Here is an 18,818-nt window from a genome sequence, read left to right on the forward strand (position 1 = left end):
CCCAATCGCTCATCCACTTTGGACAAGGCTCAGGTGGTGCGCGAGGACTCTCATCGCTTGCTGGACTTCTGCATCGGTGATTGTGGCAGGCACGTTCGTGTTGAGTAACGTTTGACTCAAGCGACGCTCAATTACCTTGGTGCGCAGTGAGTTCGCCGTCACGATCGATGCCAGCTGTTCTGTGGACACCTCGGTGTATATCTGAGTGGTTGCAAGAGAGGCATGGCCCAGCAGTTCCTGCACACCTCGCAAGTCGTGCGTTTCGCGCAGGCCGTGCGACGCCGCGCGATGCCTCAGGTTATGCGTACTCCACCCCGTACCAAGGTGCTTCTTCAACCACTTGTACACCGTAGCCGGATGCACATGGCCACCGAAGCGCCCACGGAAGTAGTAGTCGTCACACCCTTGCTCCGACTCCAATTGCTCGAGAAGGCTCAGCGTTAGAGAGTCGAGCGGGACCACCCGCTCCTTCGATCCTTTGCCGAGCACACGGAGGGACATACCGTCCCGCTGAGCAGGGTGAGCAGTGGCAATCTCGCTTCGCCTGAGACCCTGAGTTGCGCCGAGGCACAGCATGGCTGCTTCGACCGTCGACGCTTTGTCGAACGCGTCGAGTACGACGTCTTCGGGTGCTGGGCGCGGCAGGTACCGTGGCACTCGTACCGTTTCCAGCCCTCTACTCGGATTCTGAGCGATGAGCTTCCGTTTTCGCGCCCACTGGAAGAAGGATCGATACGAGGCGTATACCTTCTTCCGGTAAGCGGGCGACCACTCTGCCGAGTGCAGGTCGAGATGCTGCTCGAGGACCGTCTTGGTGATGTTTTCCAGCGGACCGGCGTGAGCATGCAATCGGCTGAGATCGCCGAGCCGTTGTTTCAAGGTTCCGGGCGATCGCCCGAGCCGAAGAAGATGAAGTCGGTATTCCGCCAGAAGCTCTGTACTGTTCACACGGGTGAAGCTTGTTCTCGGCTTACCGCTGAGCTCGCGAAATCAAAGAAATTACGTTGAAATCAGCGCAAATTGGGTACCGCTCGGTGTCATTTGCAGCATAAATCCCGCCCCGCTCAGCACTAAGCGGGAAGCGAACAATGTTGTCCCAAACTCGTAATCCATCGGTCGCGGGTTCAAGTCCCGCACGCCCTACTCCATCGGTTCCCGCCGCACTCGCGGCGGGAGCCTTTCGTACATTCTCAAGGTGCACTGGACGACGGTCGTCGTCGGTTTCCCCCATCAGAAAACCGACACTCGTGTTGAGAATCGTGGCGCATCAGTCTCGTGGCGGAGTCGAAGCTGCAGGACATGGCGCAGGACTCCACGGACCTCCGCGAGTTCAAGACGCGTCTGAACTACGGCGGCCCGCACCTCATGAACGCGGTCGAGCACCGGTACGTGTCTTCGGCGGTGGAGACTCCCGAGGGTCGCCGGCCGGAGACCTGGGCGGAGTCCAGCGCGTACGTTCGCGCGTTCAGCCCGGATGGGTACACGGGCCCCAGCGCACAGCAACGCCAACAGCACGACCATCAGCAGCAGATGGAGGCTGCTCGCGCCGTCTCCTAATCCACGTCTCCGAGCGGGGGTCGCGCCTACGGGCGCGACCCCCGCTTTCGCGTTCTAATGAAGAGCGCAAACGGTTGAGTCAGATCACGTACTCCAGTTCTCGGTAGTTTCCGCGATGGAACACGAGGGGTTCGACTTCAGGGGCTGCATATACTGCGGTGACGCGCACCAGGAAGATCAGGTGGTCTCCGGCCTCTATCTCGCGTTCAACGACTCCAGATACCCAGCCGGTAACGTCCGCGAGTACGGGCGCGCCATTCTCTCCGGCCGGGCTCCACTCGACACCGCGCCACTTGTCCGTGCCTGAGCGGGCGAACTGCGAGCTGAGGTAACGCTGTTTTGAACTGAGGAAATTGACGACGAGGCGCTCGTGCGAGCGCACCGAGTGCAGACTTCGAGATGTTCGCGCGATCGAGAACGACACGAGTGGCGGATCGATCGAAACGCTGTAGAACGATTGACACGTAAAACCTACCGGTCCGTCAACGCCCAAGGTGGTGATGATCGTGACTCCAGACGGGAACGACCCCATGACGTCTCGGTATCGACGAGCGTCGAACTCATGCGCTAACGCCTGCCCATCATTCAGAAGTGCATCGGCTTTTGTATGGCTCATGATTCTCCAAGGGGTGTGGTTGACGGGAAGGAATCTTCATAGCGCGGCATACGGTCGCGCCACCGGAACGCCCGTGAGATTCCGTTGTGTCGACCGAACCCGGCGTTCGTGTTTTGGGGCTTGGCGTAGTTGTCGGGTTCATACGGACAGTGCGGTCGCATCGTGGTGCAAGCTCGGTGGTGCCATGGAAGCGCCTCTTGCGTGATCGAAAAGTTCCGAGGAGAGATAGCGCTCCCCGGTATCCGGGAGTAGCGCGACGATGGTCTTCCCTTCGTACTCTGACCGAAGCGCGAGTTCGCGCGCAGCGGCGAGTGCGGCACCTGAGGAAACTCCGACCAAGAGCCCTTCTCGAGCAAGTGCGTCTCGCGCGGTGCGAATCGCCTCGTCACCAGAGATGCTGATGATTTCGTCGGCGATCTCTGTGTTCAGCACCGGTGGAAAACCGTTGCCGCCGATAATGCCCTGAATCTTGTGGGGCTGGAACTCACCGCCCGAGAGTACCGGCGCTTCGGCGGGCTGAACGGCGATCACGCGGATATGAGGATTCTGCGCCTTGAGATACCGCCCTGCGCCGGTGAGGGTACCGCCGGTGCCGACCGTGGCGACGAATGCATCGATGTCGCCAGCTGTGTCGGCCCAGATTTCGGGACCAGTTGTGCGCTCGTGCACCGCGGGGTTCGCATGGTTGCCTCCCTGGCCCGACAGGAAGGCACCGGGGGTTCGGTCGAGGATGCGTTCTGCCTCCTGGTTCGCTCCAGCCATCGCCTCCTGGCCGGGCGTCAACACGAGCTGTGCTCCGAGAGCACGCAACAGGGTACGACGTTCTTCGGAGACGTCATCTGGCATGACGATGATCACTCGGTAGCTTTTCACCGCACCTATCCATGCCAGGGCGATTCCGGTGTTGCCACTCGTCGCTTCGATGATCGTTCCGCCCGCCCGCAATCGCCCCTCGTTCTCGGCTGCTTCGACGATCGAGAGGGCCGTTCGGTCTTTTACGCTGAAAGCCGGATTAGCCGACTCGAGCTTTCCCAGCACCTGAGCGCCGCCGGGGGCGATCACTCGGTTGATGCGAACGAGGGGGGTGCCGCCAACGAGATCGGCGACGCTGTCGGCGATTCTTCGCGCCGGAAATCCACTCATGCTTTTACCCTCATCTCTCTTGACGTCCTGTGGAGAAATCGATGAACGCTACTGTGCATCTGACGATCCCAGCGCTGCGCGCTGTTCGTCGATGCCGCCGGGTCCGTAGTAGCTTCTCGGCTTCGACAGCCCAAGATGCTCGCGGAATGTACGGGTCTCGTACTCGGTGCGGTGCAGCCCGCGCCTCTGCAAGATGGGGACGACCTCGTCGACGAAACGATCGAGCTGAGACCAGAGGTACGGTGACTGGATATTGAAACCATCGGCTGCGCCGCTTTCGAACCATTCCTCGAGGAAGTCAGCGACCTGCTCCGCCGTGCCGTTGATGATGGGGAACCCGTCGATGATCGCAGAGTAGAGAAGGTCCCGTGCGCGCAGGGGCTGCGTACCGCCCGGCGTGCGATCAGTGCGCTGTGCGATCTGCGCGAGGAGTCGCTCCCCCTCCGAATTGAAAGTCGCCGCAAACGCCGCGCCGACTTCACCATCGAGTCCGAGCGGAGTCAGATCGGCGCCGATGCGTGCGGAGACGATTCCCAAGTTACGGCTTCCATACTTCAGCGGACCGCCCGAACGCGGGTTGGCCGCAAGGTTCCGCCAGTAGTCGAGGTCATGGCCTCCCGTCACCGGATCTTCATCGAGCGGCAACGAAGCGTTGAGCCGGTCGTAGATCCCAATTGCGGCTTCCCGGGAGTCCGCGACGATCGGAGTGATGCCGGGCAAAAAGAGCACCTCATCGGGATCGCGACCGAGGGCTGCCGCACGCGCCCGCACATCTGCGTTGAAGGCGGCCGAGTCGTTGATCGACTTGGGGCCGGTGAAATTCACGTCGCACCACTTCGAGGTGAGCTGACGCGACAGTTCGCTAGCGCCAGCGTAGAGGAGGGGCGGGTGTCCCTGCGGAGGTCGCAGAAGCGGCAACGTGCCGTCGACGCTGAAGTGCTTGCCCTTCCAGCCGAGACGGTGGAACTTGCTGTTGTCGATGAAGGTTCCCGCTTCTTTGTCTTGGATGTAGGCCCCCTCTTCGACGCTGTCCCACAGGCGCTTCACGATCTCGATGAACTCGTCGGCCCGCTCATACCGGGTTTCACCCCCGAGATCGGGAAGGCTGAAGTTACGCGCAGCTACGTCGTTCGCCCCGAGCACGACATTCCAGGCGAACCGCCCACCGCTCAGGTGGTCCAGCGATGCGGACATGCGGGCGAGAATGTATGGATCGTAGTACGTCGGGTGCGCGGTGACGACGATGCCGATCTTGGTCGTGCCGAGCGCGAGCTGCGATCCGAGCGTGAACGGTTCAAGACGACCGGTGTTGTGCGTGGTGATCCACTGCTCCTGCACCAGGTCTCCGGGCAGGGTATCGCCGAGGAAGAAGAAGTCGAATTTGGCCCGCTCGACCGTCTTGGCGGCGCGCAGGGCGTACTCGTAGTCGAAGGCCCCATCTTTTGGGGCTTCGGGCTGTCGCCAGCCGCCCCAGTGGGTTCCGTTGACCCAGTACATGTAGCCGAGATGGATGTGTCGAGTCGCGGTGTCGCTCATTTTCGCCTTTCGAGGTGGTGTCTGTGGAGTGTGAGTGATTCAATTGCGCCGTTGATTCCAGGGCGTTCGGTATTGCGGGATGGCCGCTATGAGCTCCCGTACGTAGTCGGTGCGGGCGTCCCGGAGCACGTCGAGCGCGGTGCCGCTCTCGACGACCTGACCGTGCTGCAGCACGAGAATCTCGTCTGAGATCTCACTGATGACGCCGAGATCGTGGGAGATGACGAGGTAGGTGAGGCCAAGCTCGCGCTGGAGGCCGTCGAGGAGATCGAGGATCTGCCGCTGGACGGTCACATCGAGCGCAGAGACCGGCTCATCGCAGATCAGCACCTCGGGTCGTACTGCGAGTGCTCGCGCAATCGCAATGCGTTGTCTCTGTCCGCCGGATAGTTCGGCTGTGTACCGGCCCGCGACGCTCGCCGGCAACTCGGTGAGGTCGAGCAGCTCTGCGATGCGGCGGCGCCTCTCGGCTCGACCGCCGAAGCCGAAGCCGGTGAGTGGCTCTTCCAGAATTCTCCCTGCCGTAAGCCGCGGATTCAGCGCAGCGTACGGATTCTGGTAGACGATCTGCAGTGTGCGGTAGAGCTCACGGCGAGCGCGCTTGGCGACAGGGTCGTGACTTAAAGGCTGGCCTCCGATGCAGACGTCGCCCTCGTCCGGCTGAGTGAGACCCGCAAGGGTGCGCATGAGCGTGGTTTTCCCCGACCCCGACTCCCCGACGATACCCAGCGTGCGTCCGCGCGCAATGCTCAAGGAGACGTCGTCGAGCGCGGCCACCGGTGCACCTGTTCGGTTGGAGAACGTCTTGCTGATCCTGCTCGCGAGCACCATGGGAACCGCACCGCCGCGTGTGCCGAGTGAAGAGGTCTGAGCATCCTCGCGCTGCGCAGCACGGGCTTCCGCGATGGCGACGGTCGGCCGCGCGAGGTGAGAGGCGTCGATGAGACGGCGCGTGTATGCTTCGATCGGTTTCGACACGATGAGCTCCGACGGACCTGTCTCGACGAGGCGACCGTGCTGCAGCACTGCGATGCGCTGCGCCCGCTCCGCTGCGACACCGAGGTCGTGGGTGACGAGCAACACGCTGAGTCCATTGTCTCGGGTGAGGTCGCCGAGCAGATCGAGTATGCGCTTCTGCACTGTCACGTCGAGTGCTGTGGTGGGCTCGTCGGCGACGATGAGCGCTGGTTCTGCTGCGATGGCCGCGGCGATGAGCACGCGTTGGCACATGCCGCCGGAGAGCTCGTGGGGGTAGCTGTTGTAGACCTGCTCGACGCGGCGCAGACCGACCCGTTCGAAGAGTTCGAGCACGCGCCGTTTCCGCGCGGCTCGATCGAGACGAGTGTGCACTCGAAGCGGCTCGGCAGCTTGCTTGCCGACGGTGAGCAGCGGGTTCAATCCCAACAGGGCGTCTTGCGGCACGTAGCCGATGGTGCGCCCCCGGAGACGTTCGTACTGCTTCGCTGGAAGGTCGACGAGATTGGTACTGTCGAGGACGACAGAGCCCTGGGTGATGCGCGCGTTCGGCGCGAGTGTGCCGGTGACGGCGCGGGCGATGGTGCTCTTGCCCGATCCGGACTCGCCCACAAGAGCGAGCACTTCTCCGCGCCGCAGCGAGAAGCTGATGTCGGTGATCACCGAGACCGGAGGGCGTGCGCGCGACCGGTACTCGAGAGAAAGGCGCGAGAACTCCAGGATGTTCGCTGGTCGCTTTGCGTCAGAATCATGCGACAACGCTGGTCCTCCCCTGGTTCATGGAACGTCCGATTCGATAGACCGCCAGCACCGACGCGACGATGACAAAACCAGGCAGCGTGCTCAGCCACCACTGGCCGGTGAGGAACGAGCGGCCGGCGGCGACGAGCGCACCCCATTCGGGCGTGGGCGGCGGGGCACCGAAACCGAGGAAGCTGAGGGCCGCGACACCGAGGATCGCGGTTCCGATTTCGAGCGTCGCCGCAGCAAGTACGGACCCCGAGGCGTTCGGCACAATATGGCGGAAGAGCCGATATAGGGCGCCGTGCCCGGCGAATGCGGCCGCCTCGACGTAGGGCAGCCCGCGCACACGCAGCACCTCGGAACGCATGAGGCGCGCGAAGGTCGCAACGCTGGTGATGCCGATTGCGATCGCGATGTTGAGAGTGCCGCGCCCGAGCGCCGTGACGATAGCGAGAGCGATGATGAGGCTGGGAACGGCGAGCATGACGTCGATGACGCGCATGAGTACGGTGTCGACCACGCCTCGCAGTGCGCCGCCGATCAATCCGATGAGTGATCCGAAGAGCAGCCCGATGAGCACGGCGACGACTGCCGCCTGCAGTGATTCGACAGTGCCATATACGGTACGTGCGAACTGGTCGCGGCCGTAATCGTCGGTTCCGAAGAGGTGCTCGAGGCTGGGCGGGAGAAAGCGAGAATACGCGTCCTGCGCAAGCGGGTCGAAGTCCGTGAAAACCTGGGGCGCGACGGCGGCGAGCACTACGAGAACGATCCAGAGCCACGAGGCCGTCAACGTGGGCTGTCCGAACAACGTTCTGGCGAGGCGGCGAGCCCAGGTATGCTCGGCACTCGTGCGGGATCCGGTGCTGGATCGCGGAGAGTCGCCCGGAAAACCCGGGTCGGGCTCGGACCCGGCGGTCGAGTGGGTGTGCGTGGCGATATCGGTCATCGCTCCTCCAGTGCGATTCGTGTGTCGATCAGCGGGTAGAGCGCGTCTACGACGAAGTTCACGACGACGAAGATCGCCGCGCTGACGGTAACGCACACGAGCACCACCGGAGTGTCGCGCCCGTCGACCGCGTCGACGATCACTCTGCCGACCCCGAGACGTGAGAACACCGTCTCCGTCAGCACGGTGCCACCGAACATGAGTCCGACAGTGGTGCCGAATGAGGTGACTACCGGGAGCAACGAATTGCGCAGCGCATGTCGCAGCACCACCGCTCGACGACCCAGACCCCAATTTCTCACTGTCTCGATGTACGGCGACGTGAGGGCTCCGCGCAGATTCGCGGTGAGCAGTTGCCCGATGGCTCCGGCGCCAGGAATTGCGAGTCCGAGTGACGCGACCAATAGGCCAGCGAAGCTGTCATTGCCCGTCGACGAGATGATGCCGAGTTTGAACGCGAAGAGTTGCAGCAATAGCAGACCGATCCAAAACGGCGGCACTGCGACAGCGATTGCGGGGAGCGATAGAAGCAGCTCACGAGCCCACTTCCAGTCGACGAGCTCGATGAGCACGGCGATGCCGACTCCGATAACGACGGCGAGCAGGAGGCCCGTCGCTGCCAGTTCAAGGGTATGACCGAATGATTCGAAGTACAGTTCAGTGGCCGGGCGCCGTTGATAGATGCTGTCGCCGAAATCTCCTCGTATCGCTCCCCAAAGGGCGTCGAAGTACTGCACGAGCACCGGTCGGTCGAGGCCGAGCAGGCTTCGCTGCTCGGCCAGCAGTGCCTCGATGTCTTCGCCCTCCGCACCGAAGGTGAGCCCGCCTGCCGCGTCACCGGGCAGGATGTAGAGCAGAAAGAAGCTGGCCGTGAACGCACCCCAGAGCACGATCACTCCGTACAGGAGACGCTTGCCGAGGTACAGCGCGAAGGAGGCACCGGCCGAGCGTTTTGGGGTCCGGGGGCCGGCGTGACTTTCGCCCGGCCCCCGGATGGTGAGAGTTGCCATTTTGCTTCTCGGGGTTCCCTACTCGGCAGGCGTGAGCCACGCGTCGAAGAGCAGCTGATCGAGACCGTTGTGCTTGATGTCATGAAGACGTGGTGAGGCGACCCAAATGTCGGTGTCCACCGACAGATTGAGCACGTACGCGTCCTCATCGATGATCTGCGCAGCCTGATCGACGACTTCTTGACGTTCGTCAGAGTCGAGGATCGTATTCTGCAACTGCAGCAGCTCATCGAGCTCTTGACCCCGCGCATCGTCTGCCGCGATGAAGGAGCGGTTGGAACCGGTCTCCACACCGTAATTCGCGCGCAGCACATCCGCGTCCGGTGAGGAGTGATACCAGTAGGCGATGTCGTACTCGCCGGAGAGCAACTTCTCATTCGCCTCAGCCGCCAGCGGCACATCGATGACGAGCTCGACGCCGATCTTCTTCCACTGATCTTGAACTGCGCTGGCCGCCGCCCGGTCGCTGGGGAATCGCAGTGAAAGCCGTTCGCCAGCCGCGTTGGTGCGGATGCCGTCTTCACCCACAGTGTCCCAGCCGGCCTCCTCGAGCAGTTGAATCGATTGGTCGGGATCATAGGTCAGGTGTTCGCTCTGATCCGAGAAGTAGGGGTTCTCGGGGCTTAGCGGCCCCTGGGCCGGTACGTCGTATCCGTTCGAGGTGAACTGGACGAGTGCTTCACGGTCGATACCGTGCTGAAGCGCCTGGCGGACCTTCACGTCGCGCAAGAACTTCGAGGAGGTATTGAGCGGCCATTCCTCCCCCGTAGCGGGGTTTACGACATCGGAGGTCACCGTAAGACCGGCTGCCTCCAGTTCCGGCACGTAGCTGCCATCGACCCAGTAGATGAACTGAATCTCGTCCGACTTGATCGCGCCATTTCGCACCGAATCCTCGGGGATGATCTTGTACACGACCTCGTCGAGGTACGCGCGGCCCTCATGCTCGAAGTACGTCGGGGCCCAGTCGTAGTCTTCCCGGGCTTCGAGCACGATCTCCTGGTTCTCGGTGTAGGACTGGAGCTGGAACGGACCGCTGCCATCGACCGTTTTCTGGCGCTCCTCGACAGGCAACGCCGCCGTCGCAGCCGAGACGATGCCGGCGTGGGCGCGGGAAAGGCTTGGCAGGAATGCTGCGTTCGGTTCGGCGAATTCGACGGTCACCTGATTCTCGGCGGGCACGGTGATCGATGAGATGCCCTGCACGATCGTCTTCGCACTGGAGTGGATGCCCTCTCGCTGCAAGCTCTCGAAGTTGGCCTTCACCACGTCGCCGGTTAGCTTCGTGCCGTCGTTGAACGTGACGTCGTCGCGAAGCGTGAACTCGTACGTGCGCGCGTCCGAGCTGACAGTCCATTCTGTGGCGAGCCAGGGCTCGATCTCGTTGGTTTCAGGGTTTCGGAACACCAGCGAGTCAGAGAGCTCGCGAGCGACGTGGCGCCACACCTGGTTCACAACCGCTGCGTCAACGCCCTGCGGGTCGGCCTCGAGGCCGATCGTGAGGGTTCCTCCGAAGCGGTCCTCGGGGCTGACTGCTGCAGCTGCATCTTCGTTCGAGGCGCCGCCCGTGGAACAGGCAGTCAGTGCGAATGCGCCGGCAACGACGGCTGCGAGGGCGAGGCGAACGCGGTGCCTTCTGGTTCTCGGGCTGTACATGGTTTAGTCCTTTCGGGTGTCGGAATAGAGTTCGTCAAGCCGTGCGAGAAGCTCGGCCGACAGTTCGGGGAGTTGTGCAGATGCCAGGTTGACGTCGAGCTGTTCGGGCTTCGATACGCCGAGCAGGACGCTGGTGACGGCGTGCTTGCGCAGGATCCAACGCAGTGCGAGCTGCGGAGTGGTGGAACCGATCGATGCAGCGACGGATGCGAGGGCGCGCGCGCTCTCTCTGTATTCCTCGGTCAAGAAGTCGGTGCCGAGGAACTCGCTTCGACCGGCGCGCGCATCCTCGGGAATCTCACCCGCGAGATACTTGTCGGTCAAAAGTCCTTGTGCCAGCGGCGAGTAGACCACGATTCCGAATCGATGCCGATCCGAGAGATCGAGCAGATCGCCCGGTCGTTCGATTGCGCGGTCGAGCAGGGAGTAGCGCGGCTGCACGAGCGCTACTGGAGTGCCGAGCTCGGCCAACATCTCGGCGATGGTGTGCAATGCGTTCGGAGCATAGTTCGAGAGCCCTATGTAGCGTGCCTTTCCCTGACGGACGATATCGGCGAGAGCCTCAGCGGTTTCGTCGAGCGGAGTCGCCGGGTCGTGACGATGCGAGTAGAAGACGTCGACATGATCGAGGCCCAGACGAGTCAGACTACGGTCGATCTCCGCGAAGAGATGCCGACGGGACGAGCCCGACCCGTATGGATGCGGCGCGACCTGGTTACCGGCCTTCGTGCTCACGGTGACCTCGTCGCGATACGCACGAAGCTCTCGTGCCAGCACATCGCCAAGCACGGTCTCGGCATGGCCGTGCGGGGTTCATATCGGTTCGCGTTGTCGAAATGGGTGACGCCGCGTTCGAATGCGCCGGTGATGAGAGCTGCCTGTGTGCGCCTATCCTGGTGCTCGCCAAACGAGTGCCACATCCCGAGGGCGAACACCGGCAGCAGGAGGCCCGACTGCCCTGCCCGGCGGTACGGCATGCCACGGTATTCGAGCTCACCGAGCGTTGTTTGGGGCATGGGCGTCCTTTCAGGGGTCGTGTACTGCATCGAAACAGGCCGCGGGGCTACTCCGTTCCCGCAGAAATGATTATGGCTGCCATAAGACAGCCAATTAGATAATGTGACGACATATTTCAAAAGCGCGCTCTACGCCGTGCGATTCGCGAGGCTAGCGCTATATCTTTCTATTCACGCCTTATATAAAACCTCGCGAAGAAGAAGGAGACAGTCGTGCCACTCACCCCAGAGGTCGCATTGCCAAGCGGCCACCGAACGGTCGGTGATTCCGGCCTCGTCGTCTCTGAGCTTGGTGTCGGGGCAAGCACCTTCGGCCGATCCGGCATGCGTGCCGCGGGCGCCGAGCAGGTGCAGGCGATCGTAGATCGCGCTCTCGACCTAGGCATCACCTATTTCGATCTCGCAGAAGGGTATGGCGATGAGATCGGTCTCAGCGAGCAGCTGTTCGGCGATGCCCTCGGCAGCCGGCGCGAGCAAGTCGTCATCGGTACGAAGTTCGGTCGCTCTCTGCAAGAGTCACGCGGGCCGGCATACGCGCTCACTGGGTCGCGCAAGTACATCTTCGCGTCGGTCGAAGAATCCCTGAAACGCCTCAACACCGACTACATCGACCTCTACCAGATACACTTTCCCGACGCCTGCACTCCAATCGACGAGACACTCTCGGCGCTGACTGATCTCGTCCGCTCTGGAAAAGTTCGCTATGTGGGCGCGTCCAACTTCGCCGCGTGGCAGATCGCAGATGCACAGCACCTTGCAGCGGCAGCGGGGCACACCCGATTCATCTCGACCACCGATGAATACAACCTGCTATGGCGCCGACCGGAAGAAGAATTGATTCCCGCTCTGCAGCGATTCGGGCTCGGCTTCATCCCCTATTTTCCGCTGCAAAATGGGCTCCTCACCGGAAAGTACTCTGCATCTCACGCTCCCGAGGGCGCCAAGATCACGAATCTGAAGCGGAACTTGTTGCGCGAAGCCCCATGGGACGCGCTCGGAGCTTTCGAGCAGTTCGCCCGCCAACGCGACATCACACCGTCTGCCGTAGCGCTCGGCTGGCTATTGAAGCAGCCAACCGTCTCGAGCGTCGTTGCCGGAGTCACTGTTCCTCAGCAGCTCGATGAGAATCTCGTGGCATCTCGATGGGTACCCTCAATCGACGAAGAGCGTGAGCTGCGGGACATTCTGCCAGGCACTCTCACGGGCGGCCCCGGTCAAGTGGTGACCGCATGATCGACGCCTTCTCGCAGGAAGAGGCCCTCTCGACGGCGCCTTCGCACACCCCCAGCACACCCGTGCTTCGTATCGCCGATCTCCTCTCTGCTCCAGCGCGGTGCCCAACGCGCATCGCTGAGATACTCCCCTCCCCGCTTGCGCGAGGCGCTCGCGCGGGAGTGTCAGCGGCTGGCAGCTTGCGCCTCAGCCTTGCAGACTTCGCCGGCCCCGAGAGCCCGACGACGGGTCGGCACCCGCTCCCGGATCACGCCAGTCTCGTCGCGACGCTCGCAGCAGCCGGTATCAGTCCAGGCACCACGCTGGTCCTCGCGCCGACTACGCCCGATGCATTCAGCATTGCCGCCAGAGGATGGGTCACACTGCGGTGGGCAGGAGTCGGCAACGTCATCGTGCTCGCTGACAGTCCGAGCATCGGCTTCGAAGCTCAGCTTGAGGCGCTCATCGCGTGGGCGGCCGCGTCCGGCGTAGACGACAACCCTACGCCATTCAGGCAAAACAATACGGGGGTCACGGATGCCGCCGGGGTTTCCCGGCGCGAAAAGGACGTGGTGTTGATCGATGCTCGTTCACCCGATGCATTCGGGGGCGCAGACGCCCATATAGCGGGTTCGGTGAACCTTCCCACAGCGACTTTGCTCGAAGCGGGAGCGCTCACCGATACTGATGAGCTGCACCGCGTCTACCGCGAAATTCTCGACCTCGATCCGGGTGCGCAGCCGCTGGTGGTCTCGTGCGGCAGCGGAATCTCTGCCAGCGTGCAAGCTCTGGCACTCGCGCAAGCGGGCATCTCAGCGCCGGTGTACATCGGCTCGTGGTCGGAATGGAGCAAACGGCGAACGGCGCTTGCGGTATAACTTATATACAGATGGACGCCGGCTCGTAGCCCTTGGAGGGGTCATGGCATTTGAGCGCAAGTACAGCGATGAAGTGCGCACGGCAGCCGTCGAGGAGGCCCTCAGACGGCGACGAGCTGAGCCTCGTAACCGCTCCATCATTCGAGAGGTTGCCGAGGAGTATTCCGTCGGCTATCAGTCACTGCGCCAATGGCTCGCTCGCTTCGACGACGGCAGCTACGATTTCGAGGGCTCCGAAGAGAGCACGACAGGCGAAACCGAGCCGAGCCGCGAGGAGCTACTCGCGCAAATCGCTGTCCTTCAGCAGCGCGTCGATGTACTCGAAGCAGACAATCGAAGCCTCACCAGAGTCGTCGCTATGTTCGCCGACCAGGTGCGTCCCACCACGCCCGCGTAAGACTTCTCAACACCCGCGCGAGGCGGTCCTGCGGCTTGCTAAGGTGTGCGAGCGCCTATTCACCACTGTGCAGGGCATGATCGGCGACCGCAATGCAGATGCGCGCGATCCGACCAGGAGACTACATGGAAGACATCGTCGTAGCCAGCCGACTGCATGGAACATTTACCGACACTCGCGGCCGGTACACGCTCGCCGGAGACGGGTTCGAGATCACCTCCGACGGGTCGCCCTTGACCGGCGGCCCGGGCGAAGCGGCGAGCGCACTCGACTTGCTCGTCGCATCTCTCGTCTCATGCGCCCTCAACGCATTCCGTCAAGATCTTCTCAAGTACGGTGAAGCAGATCGGAATGTCGAGATCTTCGCTCGTGTTGAGCGCCGCTTAGGGGCCAAACACCTTGGCTCGCTCGTGATGGAGTGCTTCATCGATACCGACGAAAGTGCGCCGGTCGATCCGGAACGCCTTGTCTCCGAGTACAAGCGTCGATGCCGCATATACAACGCCCTCAAGGATGATCTGCCCGTTGAGTTCGTCATTCATGGCCCGAAAGACGATTTCGATTGGTGACCACAGCGCCTGCCCAGCAGCTCCTGCTGCGCGCTGAAACCGCAATTGCAACCCGTCACGACCTTGTGTTTGTCGAGGTTGTGCCGTGGAGATCAGGCGACCCTGCCAGTACCATCGTGCCGACCATACCGGGCGCGCACCGTGCTGGGGTCCGAGAAGTCTTCGCCGGCACGCCTCAGCCTGGCGAGGGGCATTTACCCCTACCGGATGCTCGAACTCTGCGTCGGCGCGTATTTTCCTGGCTTGAAGGTCGCGAACGCTCTCCGTTCGTTCTGTTCACGCGAAATCCTCGCGATACTGCGTCCGCGACGCGCGCCTGGTTCACGCTGTCATGGGCGGGATTCAGCGACGTGTGCCTGCTCCTCGGCGGCCTCGACGGATGGATTGCAGCAGGCGGGCCTATCGGCGATTCGCATGCACCGACTGACGAAGCACAGGAGGAAGCGAATGCGCGTTCGCTCGGTGCCCAACGCGGTGCGCCCTGGCCCGTCCGAGCCATTTCCGCAGAGGAGCTCGCTGACGTCGGACCTCGCGGCACGCTACTCGACGGCCGACCGCCCGCCGAGTACGCCGGCTTCGCAGATGATCCACGTTCAGGACATGTGCCGGGCGCTGCATCAGCGCCGGCAAGCGAGCTTCTCGACAGCGAAGGCGCTCTGCTTCGACCTGCTGCCGTACGTCGCTGGATGCTCGAACACAACGCCATCGGCTCGCACCATGTGGCGGCATACTGCAACGGCGGGGTGGCAAGTTCACTGATCGTCTTCGCAGCAGCACTCATCGGCCAGTCAATCGACTTATACGTTGATTCGTGGAGCGGATGGACGCAAGGAGATCACCGTCCAGTAGCGCATGGCGAGCATCGCATCAGCACAGGCAGTGCACGATTCGCGTGCTTCGATCCGCTCTGACTCCTGCACTCCGAGACGCAGGACGATCATCACGGCAATGGCTTCGGTCACGGAGAGTCGTTAAAAGCTCGAAGAAGAACGATTGAGGTCACTCAAAGTAACGAACGGACATCAAGGGTAATGCCACCGCACTACATGAAGGGCCTTCGTAGGCTGGAAGCATCGCGGCGACCCGGATGGCTCCGGTAAGCGGCTCATACCGCCGAGTAGCGAGTTCGAATCTCGCCGTCGCGTCGAGAGAACTCGACAGGCCTTAGTCCGATCGTCGACCATCACTGGAGACCTCTGAAGTCTCCGTCCGATGGCCTTAGCGAAGTCAGCGGCAGACTCCATCGCTTTCGTCACATAGGGCTCACGCGCCCGTTCAAGCAGCATCCGCAGAACATGGTGAAGCCCCTGCAACCTAACCCCTCCCGGCTCGAACGCCCCTGCGGCGCGAATAAGCGGCGCTCTGAACGCCGTTCGCATCGGTCACGCCCCTAACACTTCTGGTAGCACCTGTGTACGCTTGTGTTATGCAGCGTGTGAGTGAGTTTGCGAGAGCGAAAGGGATCAGCCGCGGGCGGGCGTACCGGCTGGTCCGCTCCGGTGCGCTTCCGGCGCGCGAGTTGAGCGATGGCAGCATCATCCTCGAGGACTCGGCCCTTGCATGGCAGCCGCGGCGAGCACGCCCACTGTCATCTCGCATGGCGTGGCTGCTGCTGCGTATGCTCGACGGCGAAGCCCCTGCCGGCGTCCGCGATGCTGAACGCTCTCGCCTGAAAGGCCACGTTCAAGGGCTGCGTGAATCCGAGGCGCCGGCTCAGCTGCTCGCGCAGAAGGTGTCTGCTCGCGCTCACCTGCGGGCCTTCTTCGCTCACCCTGAAGACGCAGGGGACCTGCGTCGCGACGATCGGATCGCACTCTCAGGAGTGGGCGCTCCAGGCTCAGGAATGATGGCTGGTGACGTGGTCGAGGGGTACGTCGATCCGTCGGTGATCGAGCAGGTAAAGAGCGACTACCTGCTCCACGAACAGGCTGATGGGAATGTCCGGTTGCGCGTCGCTGACGTCCACTCTCCGGGAAAGGCTGCGCTGGCTGCCGACCTGGCCGACTGGGGCCGTGCACGGGAGATGCGTGAGGCCGACCGGCTCATTCGCGCGCTGCTCCAGGAGAAGTGATGAAGCACCTCGATCTGACCGGCCTGGCTCACGAATCGAAAGCCGCATGGGAGGGGGTGCTCGATCTCGCTGCTGTGTGCGCCGAGGGTTGGTCACTAGCAGGCGGCCAAGCAGTGTTCGTGCAGACAGCGCTCCGTGGGAGAGTACCCGACCGCCCCAGCACCGATGCTGACCTCGTGATCGACCTTCGCGCAGATCCCGGCGCTGCGCGTCGGCTCACTGAAGCGCTGCGCGAAATCGGGTTCGAACCGACTCGGCGCGACGGCGATGGGCGTAAGCACCGGTGGATTCGCGGGGAGGCCCAAGTCGATGTCCTGCAGCCTCGGTATCTGGGCGAACGCGTCGAGAAACGCCTGAACGAGCAGGGGCTGGAAACGATCGGTGCGCCAGGGGCACAGCATCTGCTTTCGCGGACGATGGAAGATGGAGAGTGGCCGTGCCGCGTCTACGTAGAGGGCTCTCACGCAGATGGTGCGGGCCGTTGGTTGTCAGAGAAAGGAACTGAACGAAGATGCCGACGCTTAGCTCATCGCAGAACTCCCCGCGAGGCTCCCTCCGGCGCGTGCTTCGTCTCCCCGGCGCGGCCTCGGGCGCGATCCTGATCGTTGTCGGGGTCCGATCCGGCGCATCGCCCGACTTTCAGAGTACGTGTGGGCCCGGCACCTATGGCGGCCCATGCAGCGGTGCCACGATCCTGACCCTGGTGTGTCTCATCGCGGGGGCGTTTCTGTACGGGCAGTCGGGGTCTCGCCGATGGATCTGGGTGCCCGGGGTCGGTGCTGCAGGCGTCGTCATCCTCGCGCAGTATCACGGCGCCCCGGTGCACCCCTTCTATCTCACAGTCGTGCTCATTCTCGCGCTCGTCGCGATCGCGACGAGCGCGATCAGCATCATCAAGGGGCGGGTGGCGCGCTCCGCGAAGCAGCACGATACGTCGGCCCCGCAGGATGGGTCTGGTGTTGGTTCTGAGAAGCCGGGATGGGAGTCGGGCGTGACATGATCTCCGCGGCTGCCGGATCCTGCCGCGCCGGCCATCGGAAGCGGTCGACGAACGCGGCGGCCCTCGTCGAGCGGGTGAGGAGGGCGAACAATCCGAAGCCGATCATGCCGCCCAAGATGTTCGTCAACCAGTCGTTGACATCTGCAAGGTGACCGCCCAGCGCAATTCGGGCGGTGACCATCTGCGCCAGCTCGATAGCGAGGCTCGCGCCGGCGACGATCGCCAGCACCTTCCACCACCTCGCACGCACGGCCAGCAGAGGGATGAGCCCTCCGAGCGGAATGAACACTGTGATGTTGATGAGAGCGTCCTGGAGCTCATAGTCCACGAACGGTACGAGGTAGAGAGGTATTGGCCGTGGTCCGTCATACAATCCCGGTCCAACGCGGAGGAGGATCGGGAACACCGTGTTCGCGAGCACTCCCCCCGCATAGATCGCGAGAGCGGCAGCGACCGACGCCCTCGCGAGGGTGACACGACCGCGAGAATGGAGGACACGGAGCAGCACGAGGAACGTCACGATCCCCAGCGGAATCACGATCGGGAGCATGGGGACTTCGATGATCTTCATTCACTGCTTCCGGTAATCAGCCTGGCGGAGTACGAGCGCGCGATTCAGACGCTACGGCAGCTGGGTTGCGCGCTGAAGCGGTGCATTCGTGGCCGCCCGGTCGAGCGACGCTATTCCATACCTTCGAGCAACTTCGAGAGATCGTTCGGCGTCGCGCCGGATGCCTTCGCGAGTTCGCCGAAGCGGGCATCAACGGTCGCCGTCTCAGCATCGCCCGCGTTGGTGAAGAGCGACAGGTACTCGGCGTCGCCCCCGGTCTCCTCGACCGACTGCACGCGGATGAGCCAACACGTTGCGTCCGGAGTGAAGCCCGCGTGAACTTCCCACGCGAGTGCAAGCGCACCGATGCAGACGGTATTGGCATCGAGGAGCTCATTGACCGTAGCGTCCTCGTGCACCAGCGCCAACTCGAAGAGATCAGCCATGGTGTGCGTGGGCGAGATGCTCGCGTCGTTGGAGAGGAACTCGTCGGCGACCTCGCGGTGCTCTTCGCAGAGGAACCGTGCGGCGACCCAGGTGATGCCCGGATCCTCGAGTTCCGATGCGCCAGCCGCGTCATCCGCCCGCTCGCAGGCGTCGAGCCCCATGCCCACGACGGTCTCCCGCATCGTCGGATCGGCATCGTCCCACGCGGTCGGCTCGACGGAAGCCCAGGATGACGAGGGATCGAAGCTTGCGACCATCGGGGCCATCAGCATGACATTGTCGAAGAACTGCTGCTGAGCTGCCGCGTCACCACGCGCGTCTGAGCCGCTGGATTCAGGCGGAGCGCCCGGAGCACTGTTGCCGGTCGTGAAACTCGGGAGCAATCCGCATCCGCTCAACACCAGGGATGCAGCGATCGCTGCACCGGCGGCCAGCGCTGACCGTGTCCGCTGTGATCGTGCATTCGACACTGCGACGTTCCTCACTCTTCTG

General features: G+C 62.9%; 18 protein-coding genes. 7 read left to right on the forward strand and 11 right to left on the reverse strand.

Going from position 1 to position 18,818, the window contains the following annotated elements; all coding sequences use genetic code 11:
• Positions 1-9 precede the first annotated feature (9 nt).
• Positions 10-948 (reverse strand): tyrosine-type recombinase/integrase, encoded by a 939-nt coding sequence (locus BLT44_RS15350; protein WP_143026047.1) that lies wholly within the window; start codon positions 946-948, stop codon positions 10-12.
• A 327-nt stretch (positions 949-1,275) separates the two neighbouring features.
• Between BLT44_RS15350 and BLT44_RS11005 the strand changes: the two genes are divergently transcribed.
• Complete coding sequence (locus BLT44_RS11005; RefSeq protein WP_010157032.1) at positions 1,276-1,557, forward strand: hypothetical protein; 282 nt, start codon at positions 1,276-1,278, stop codon at positions 1,555-1,557.
• Positions 1,558-1,636: 79 nt separating this feature from the next.
• On the opposite strand, the gene BLT44_RS11010 is transcribed toward BLT44_RS11005, so the two are convergent.
• The 8 genes from BLT44_RS11010 to BLT44_RS11045 form a co-directional block, all read right to left on the reverse strand.
• Positions 1,637-2,173, reverse strand: coding sequence for a flavin reductase family protein (locus BLT44_RS11010; RefSeq protein ID WP_010157031.1), 537 nt, complete (start codon positions 2,171-2,173; stop codon positions 1,637-1,639).
• Positions 2,174-2,311: 138 nt separating this feature from the next.
• Positions 2,312-3,316, reverse strand: a complete 1,005-nt coding sequence (gene cysK / locus BLT44_RS11015) for a cysteine synthase A (protein ID WP_074690208.1) — start codon at positions 3,314-3,316, stop codon at positions 2,312-2,314.
• 48 nt (positions 3,317-3,364) lie between these two features.
• Complete coding sequence (locus tag BLT44_RS11020; protein WP_010157029.1) at positions 3,365-4,852, reverse strand: NtaA/DmoA family FMN-dependent monooxygenase; 1,488 nt, start codon at positions 4,850-4,852, stop codon at positions 3,365-3,367.
• Between the two features lie 39 nt (positions 4,853-4,891).
• Positions 4,892-6,586, reverse strand: a complete 1,695-nt coding sequence (locus tag BLT44_RS11025; RefSeq protein ID WP_074690210.1) for a dipeptide ABC transporter ATP-binding protein — start codon at positions 6,584-6,586, stop codon at positions 4,892-4,894.
• Positions 6,576-7,520: an ABC transporter permease gene (locus BLT44_RS11030; RefSeq protein WP_010157027.1), complete on the reverse strand. Its 945-nt coding sequence runs from the start codon at positions 7,518-7,520 to the stop codon at positions 6,576-6,578. Before BLT44_RS11030 ends, BLT44_RS11025 begins: the two co-directional genes overlap by 11 nt.
• Positions 7,517-8,530: an ABC transporter permease gene (locus tag BLT44_RS11035; RefSeq protein ID WP_081473338.1), complete on the reverse strand. Its 1,014-nt coding sequence runs from the start codon at positions 8,528-8,530 to the stop codon at positions 7,517-7,519. Before BLT44_RS11035 ends, BLT44_RS11030 begins: the two co-directional genes overlap by 4 nt.
• Before the next feature lie 18 nt (positions 8,531-8,548).
• Positions 8,549-10,186 (reverse strand): ABC transporter substrate-binding protein, encoded by a 1,638-nt coding sequence (locus BLT44_RS11040; RefSeq protein WP_010157025.1) that lies wholly within the window; start codon positions 10,184-10,186, stop codon positions 8,549-8,551.
• Positions 10,187-10,189: 3 nt separating this feature from the next.
• On the reverse strand, positions 10,190-10,975 hold the full coding sequence (locus BLT44_RS11045) for an aldo/keto reductase (protein ID WP_342341526.1): 786 nt from the start codon (positions 10,973-10,975) through the stop codon (positions 10,190-10,192).
• A gap of 440 nt (positions 10,976-11,415) precedes the next feature.
• Between BLT44_RS11045 and BLT44_RS11050 the strand changes: the two genes are divergently transcribed.
• The 6 genes from BLT44_RS11050 to BLT44_RS15665 all read left to right on the forward strand — a co-directional run bounded on the left by BLT44_RS11050 (position 11,416) and on the right by BLT44_RS15665 (position 16,329).
• On the forward strand, positions 11,416-12,435 hold the full coding sequence (locus tag BLT44_RS11050; protein WP_010157021.1) for an aldo/keto reductase: 1,020 nt from the start codon (positions 11,416-11,418) through the stop codon (positions 12,433-12,435).
• A 179-nt stretch (positions 12,436-12,614) separates the two neighbouring features.
• Complete coding sequence (locus BLT44_RS14995) at positions 12,615-13,292, forward strand: sulfurtransferase (RefSeq protein ID WP_176783282.1); 678 nt, start codon at positions 12,615-12,617, stop codon at positions 13,290-13,292.
• A 43-nt stretch (positions 13,293-13,335) separates the two neighbouring features.
• The gene (locus tag BLT44_RS11060) at positions 13,336-13,689 is read left to right on the forward strand and encodes a transposase (protein ID WP_010157020.1); all 354 of its coding nucleotides are present in this window, start codon (positions 13,336-13,338) and stop codon (positions 13,687-13,689) included.
• Between the two features lie 125 nt (positions 13,690-13,814).
• On the forward strand, positions 13,815-14,258 hold the full coding sequence (locus BLT44_RS11065; protein ID WP_010157019.1) for an OsmC family protein: 444 nt from the start codon (positions 13,815-13,817) through the stop codon (positions 14,256-14,258).
• Positions 14,255-15,169: a sulfurtransferase gene (locus BLT44_RS15355; RefSeq protein WP_176783283.1), complete on the forward strand. Its 915-nt coding sequence runs from the start codon at positions 14,255-14,257 to the stop codon at positions 15,167-15,169. Before BLT44_RS11065 ends, BLT44_RS15355 begins: the two co-directional genes overlap by 4 nt.
• Before the next feature lie 515 nt (positions 15,170-15,684).
• On the forward strand, positions 15,685-16,329 hold the full coding sequence (locus BLT44_RS15665) for a hypothetical protein (RefSeq protein WP_176783284.1): 645 nt from the start codon (positions 15,685-15,687) through the stop codon (positions 16,327-16,329).
• Positions 16,330-17,222: 893 nt separating this feature from the next.
• Here BLT44_RS15665 and BLT44_RS11090 read toward each other — a convergent pair.
• Positions 17,223-17,900, reverse strand: a complete 678-nt coding sequence (locus BLT44_RS11090) for a VanZ family protein (protein ID WP_010157015.1) — start codon at positions 17,898-17,900, stop codon at positions 17,223-17,225.
• A 110-nt stretch (positions 17,901-18,010) separates the two neighbouring features.
• On the reverse strand, positions 18,011-18,796 hold the full coding sequence (locus BLT44_RS11095) for a hypothetical protein (RefSeq protein ID WP_231291557.1): 786 nt from the start codon (positions 18,794-18,796) through the stop codon (positions 18,011-18,013).
• Positions 18,797-18,818 lie beyond the last annotated feature (22 nt).

It is taken from the genome of Leucobacter chromiiresistens (assembly GCF_900102345.1).
In the GTDB taxonomy this organism is placed as follows: domain Bacteria; phylum Actinomycetota; class Actinomycetes; order Actinomycetales; family Microbacteriaceae; genus Leucobacter; species Leucobacter chromiiresistens.

What these genes read in the sequence shown, in the direction of transcription:
- BLT44_RS11010 (WP_010157031.1), bottom strand. Translation starts at nt 2,173, where the DNA reads ATGAGCCATACAAAAGCCGATGCACTTCTGAATGATGGGCAGGCGTTA.
- BLT44_RS11065 (WP_010157019.1), top strand. Translation starts at nt 13,815, where the DNA reads ATGGAAGACATCGTCGTAGCCAGCCGACTGCATGGAACATTTACCGAC.
- BLT44_RS15665 (WP_176783284.1), top strand. Translation starts at nt 15,685, where the DNA reads ATGCAGCGTGTGAGTGAGTTTGCGAGAGCGAAAGGGATCAGCCGCGGG.
- BLT44_RS11060 (WP_010157020.1), top strand. Translation starts at nt 13,336, where the DNA reads ATGGCATTTGAGCGCAAGTACAGCGATGAAGTGCGCACGGCAGCCGTC.
- BLT44_RS11040 (WP_010157025.1), bottom strand. Translation starts at nt 10,186, where the DNA reads ATGTACAGCCCGAGAACCAGAAGGCACCGCGTTCGCCTCGCCCTCGCA.
- BLT44_RS11020 (WP_010157029.1), bottom strand. Translation starts at nt 4,852, where the DNA reads ATGAGCGACACCGCGACTCGACACATCCATCTCGGCTACATGTACTGG.
- BLT44_RS11090 (WP_010157015.1), bottom strand. Translation starts at nt 17,900, where the DNA reads ATGAAGATCATCGAAGTCCCCATGCTCCCGATCGTGATTCCGCTGGGG.
- cysK (WP_074690208.1), bottom strand. Translation starts at nt 3,316, where the DNA reads ATGAGTGGATTTCCGGCGCGAAGAATCGCCGACAGCGTCGCCGATCTC.
- BLT44_RS11030 (WP_010157027.1), bottom strand. Translation starts at nt 7,520, where the DNA reads ATGACCGATATCGCCACGCACACCCACTCGACCGCCGGGTCCGAGCCC.
- BLT44_RS11035 (WP_081473338.1), bottom strand. Translation starts at nt 8,530, where the DNA reads ATGGCAACTCTCACCATCCGGGGGCCGGGCGAAAGTCACGCCGGCCCC.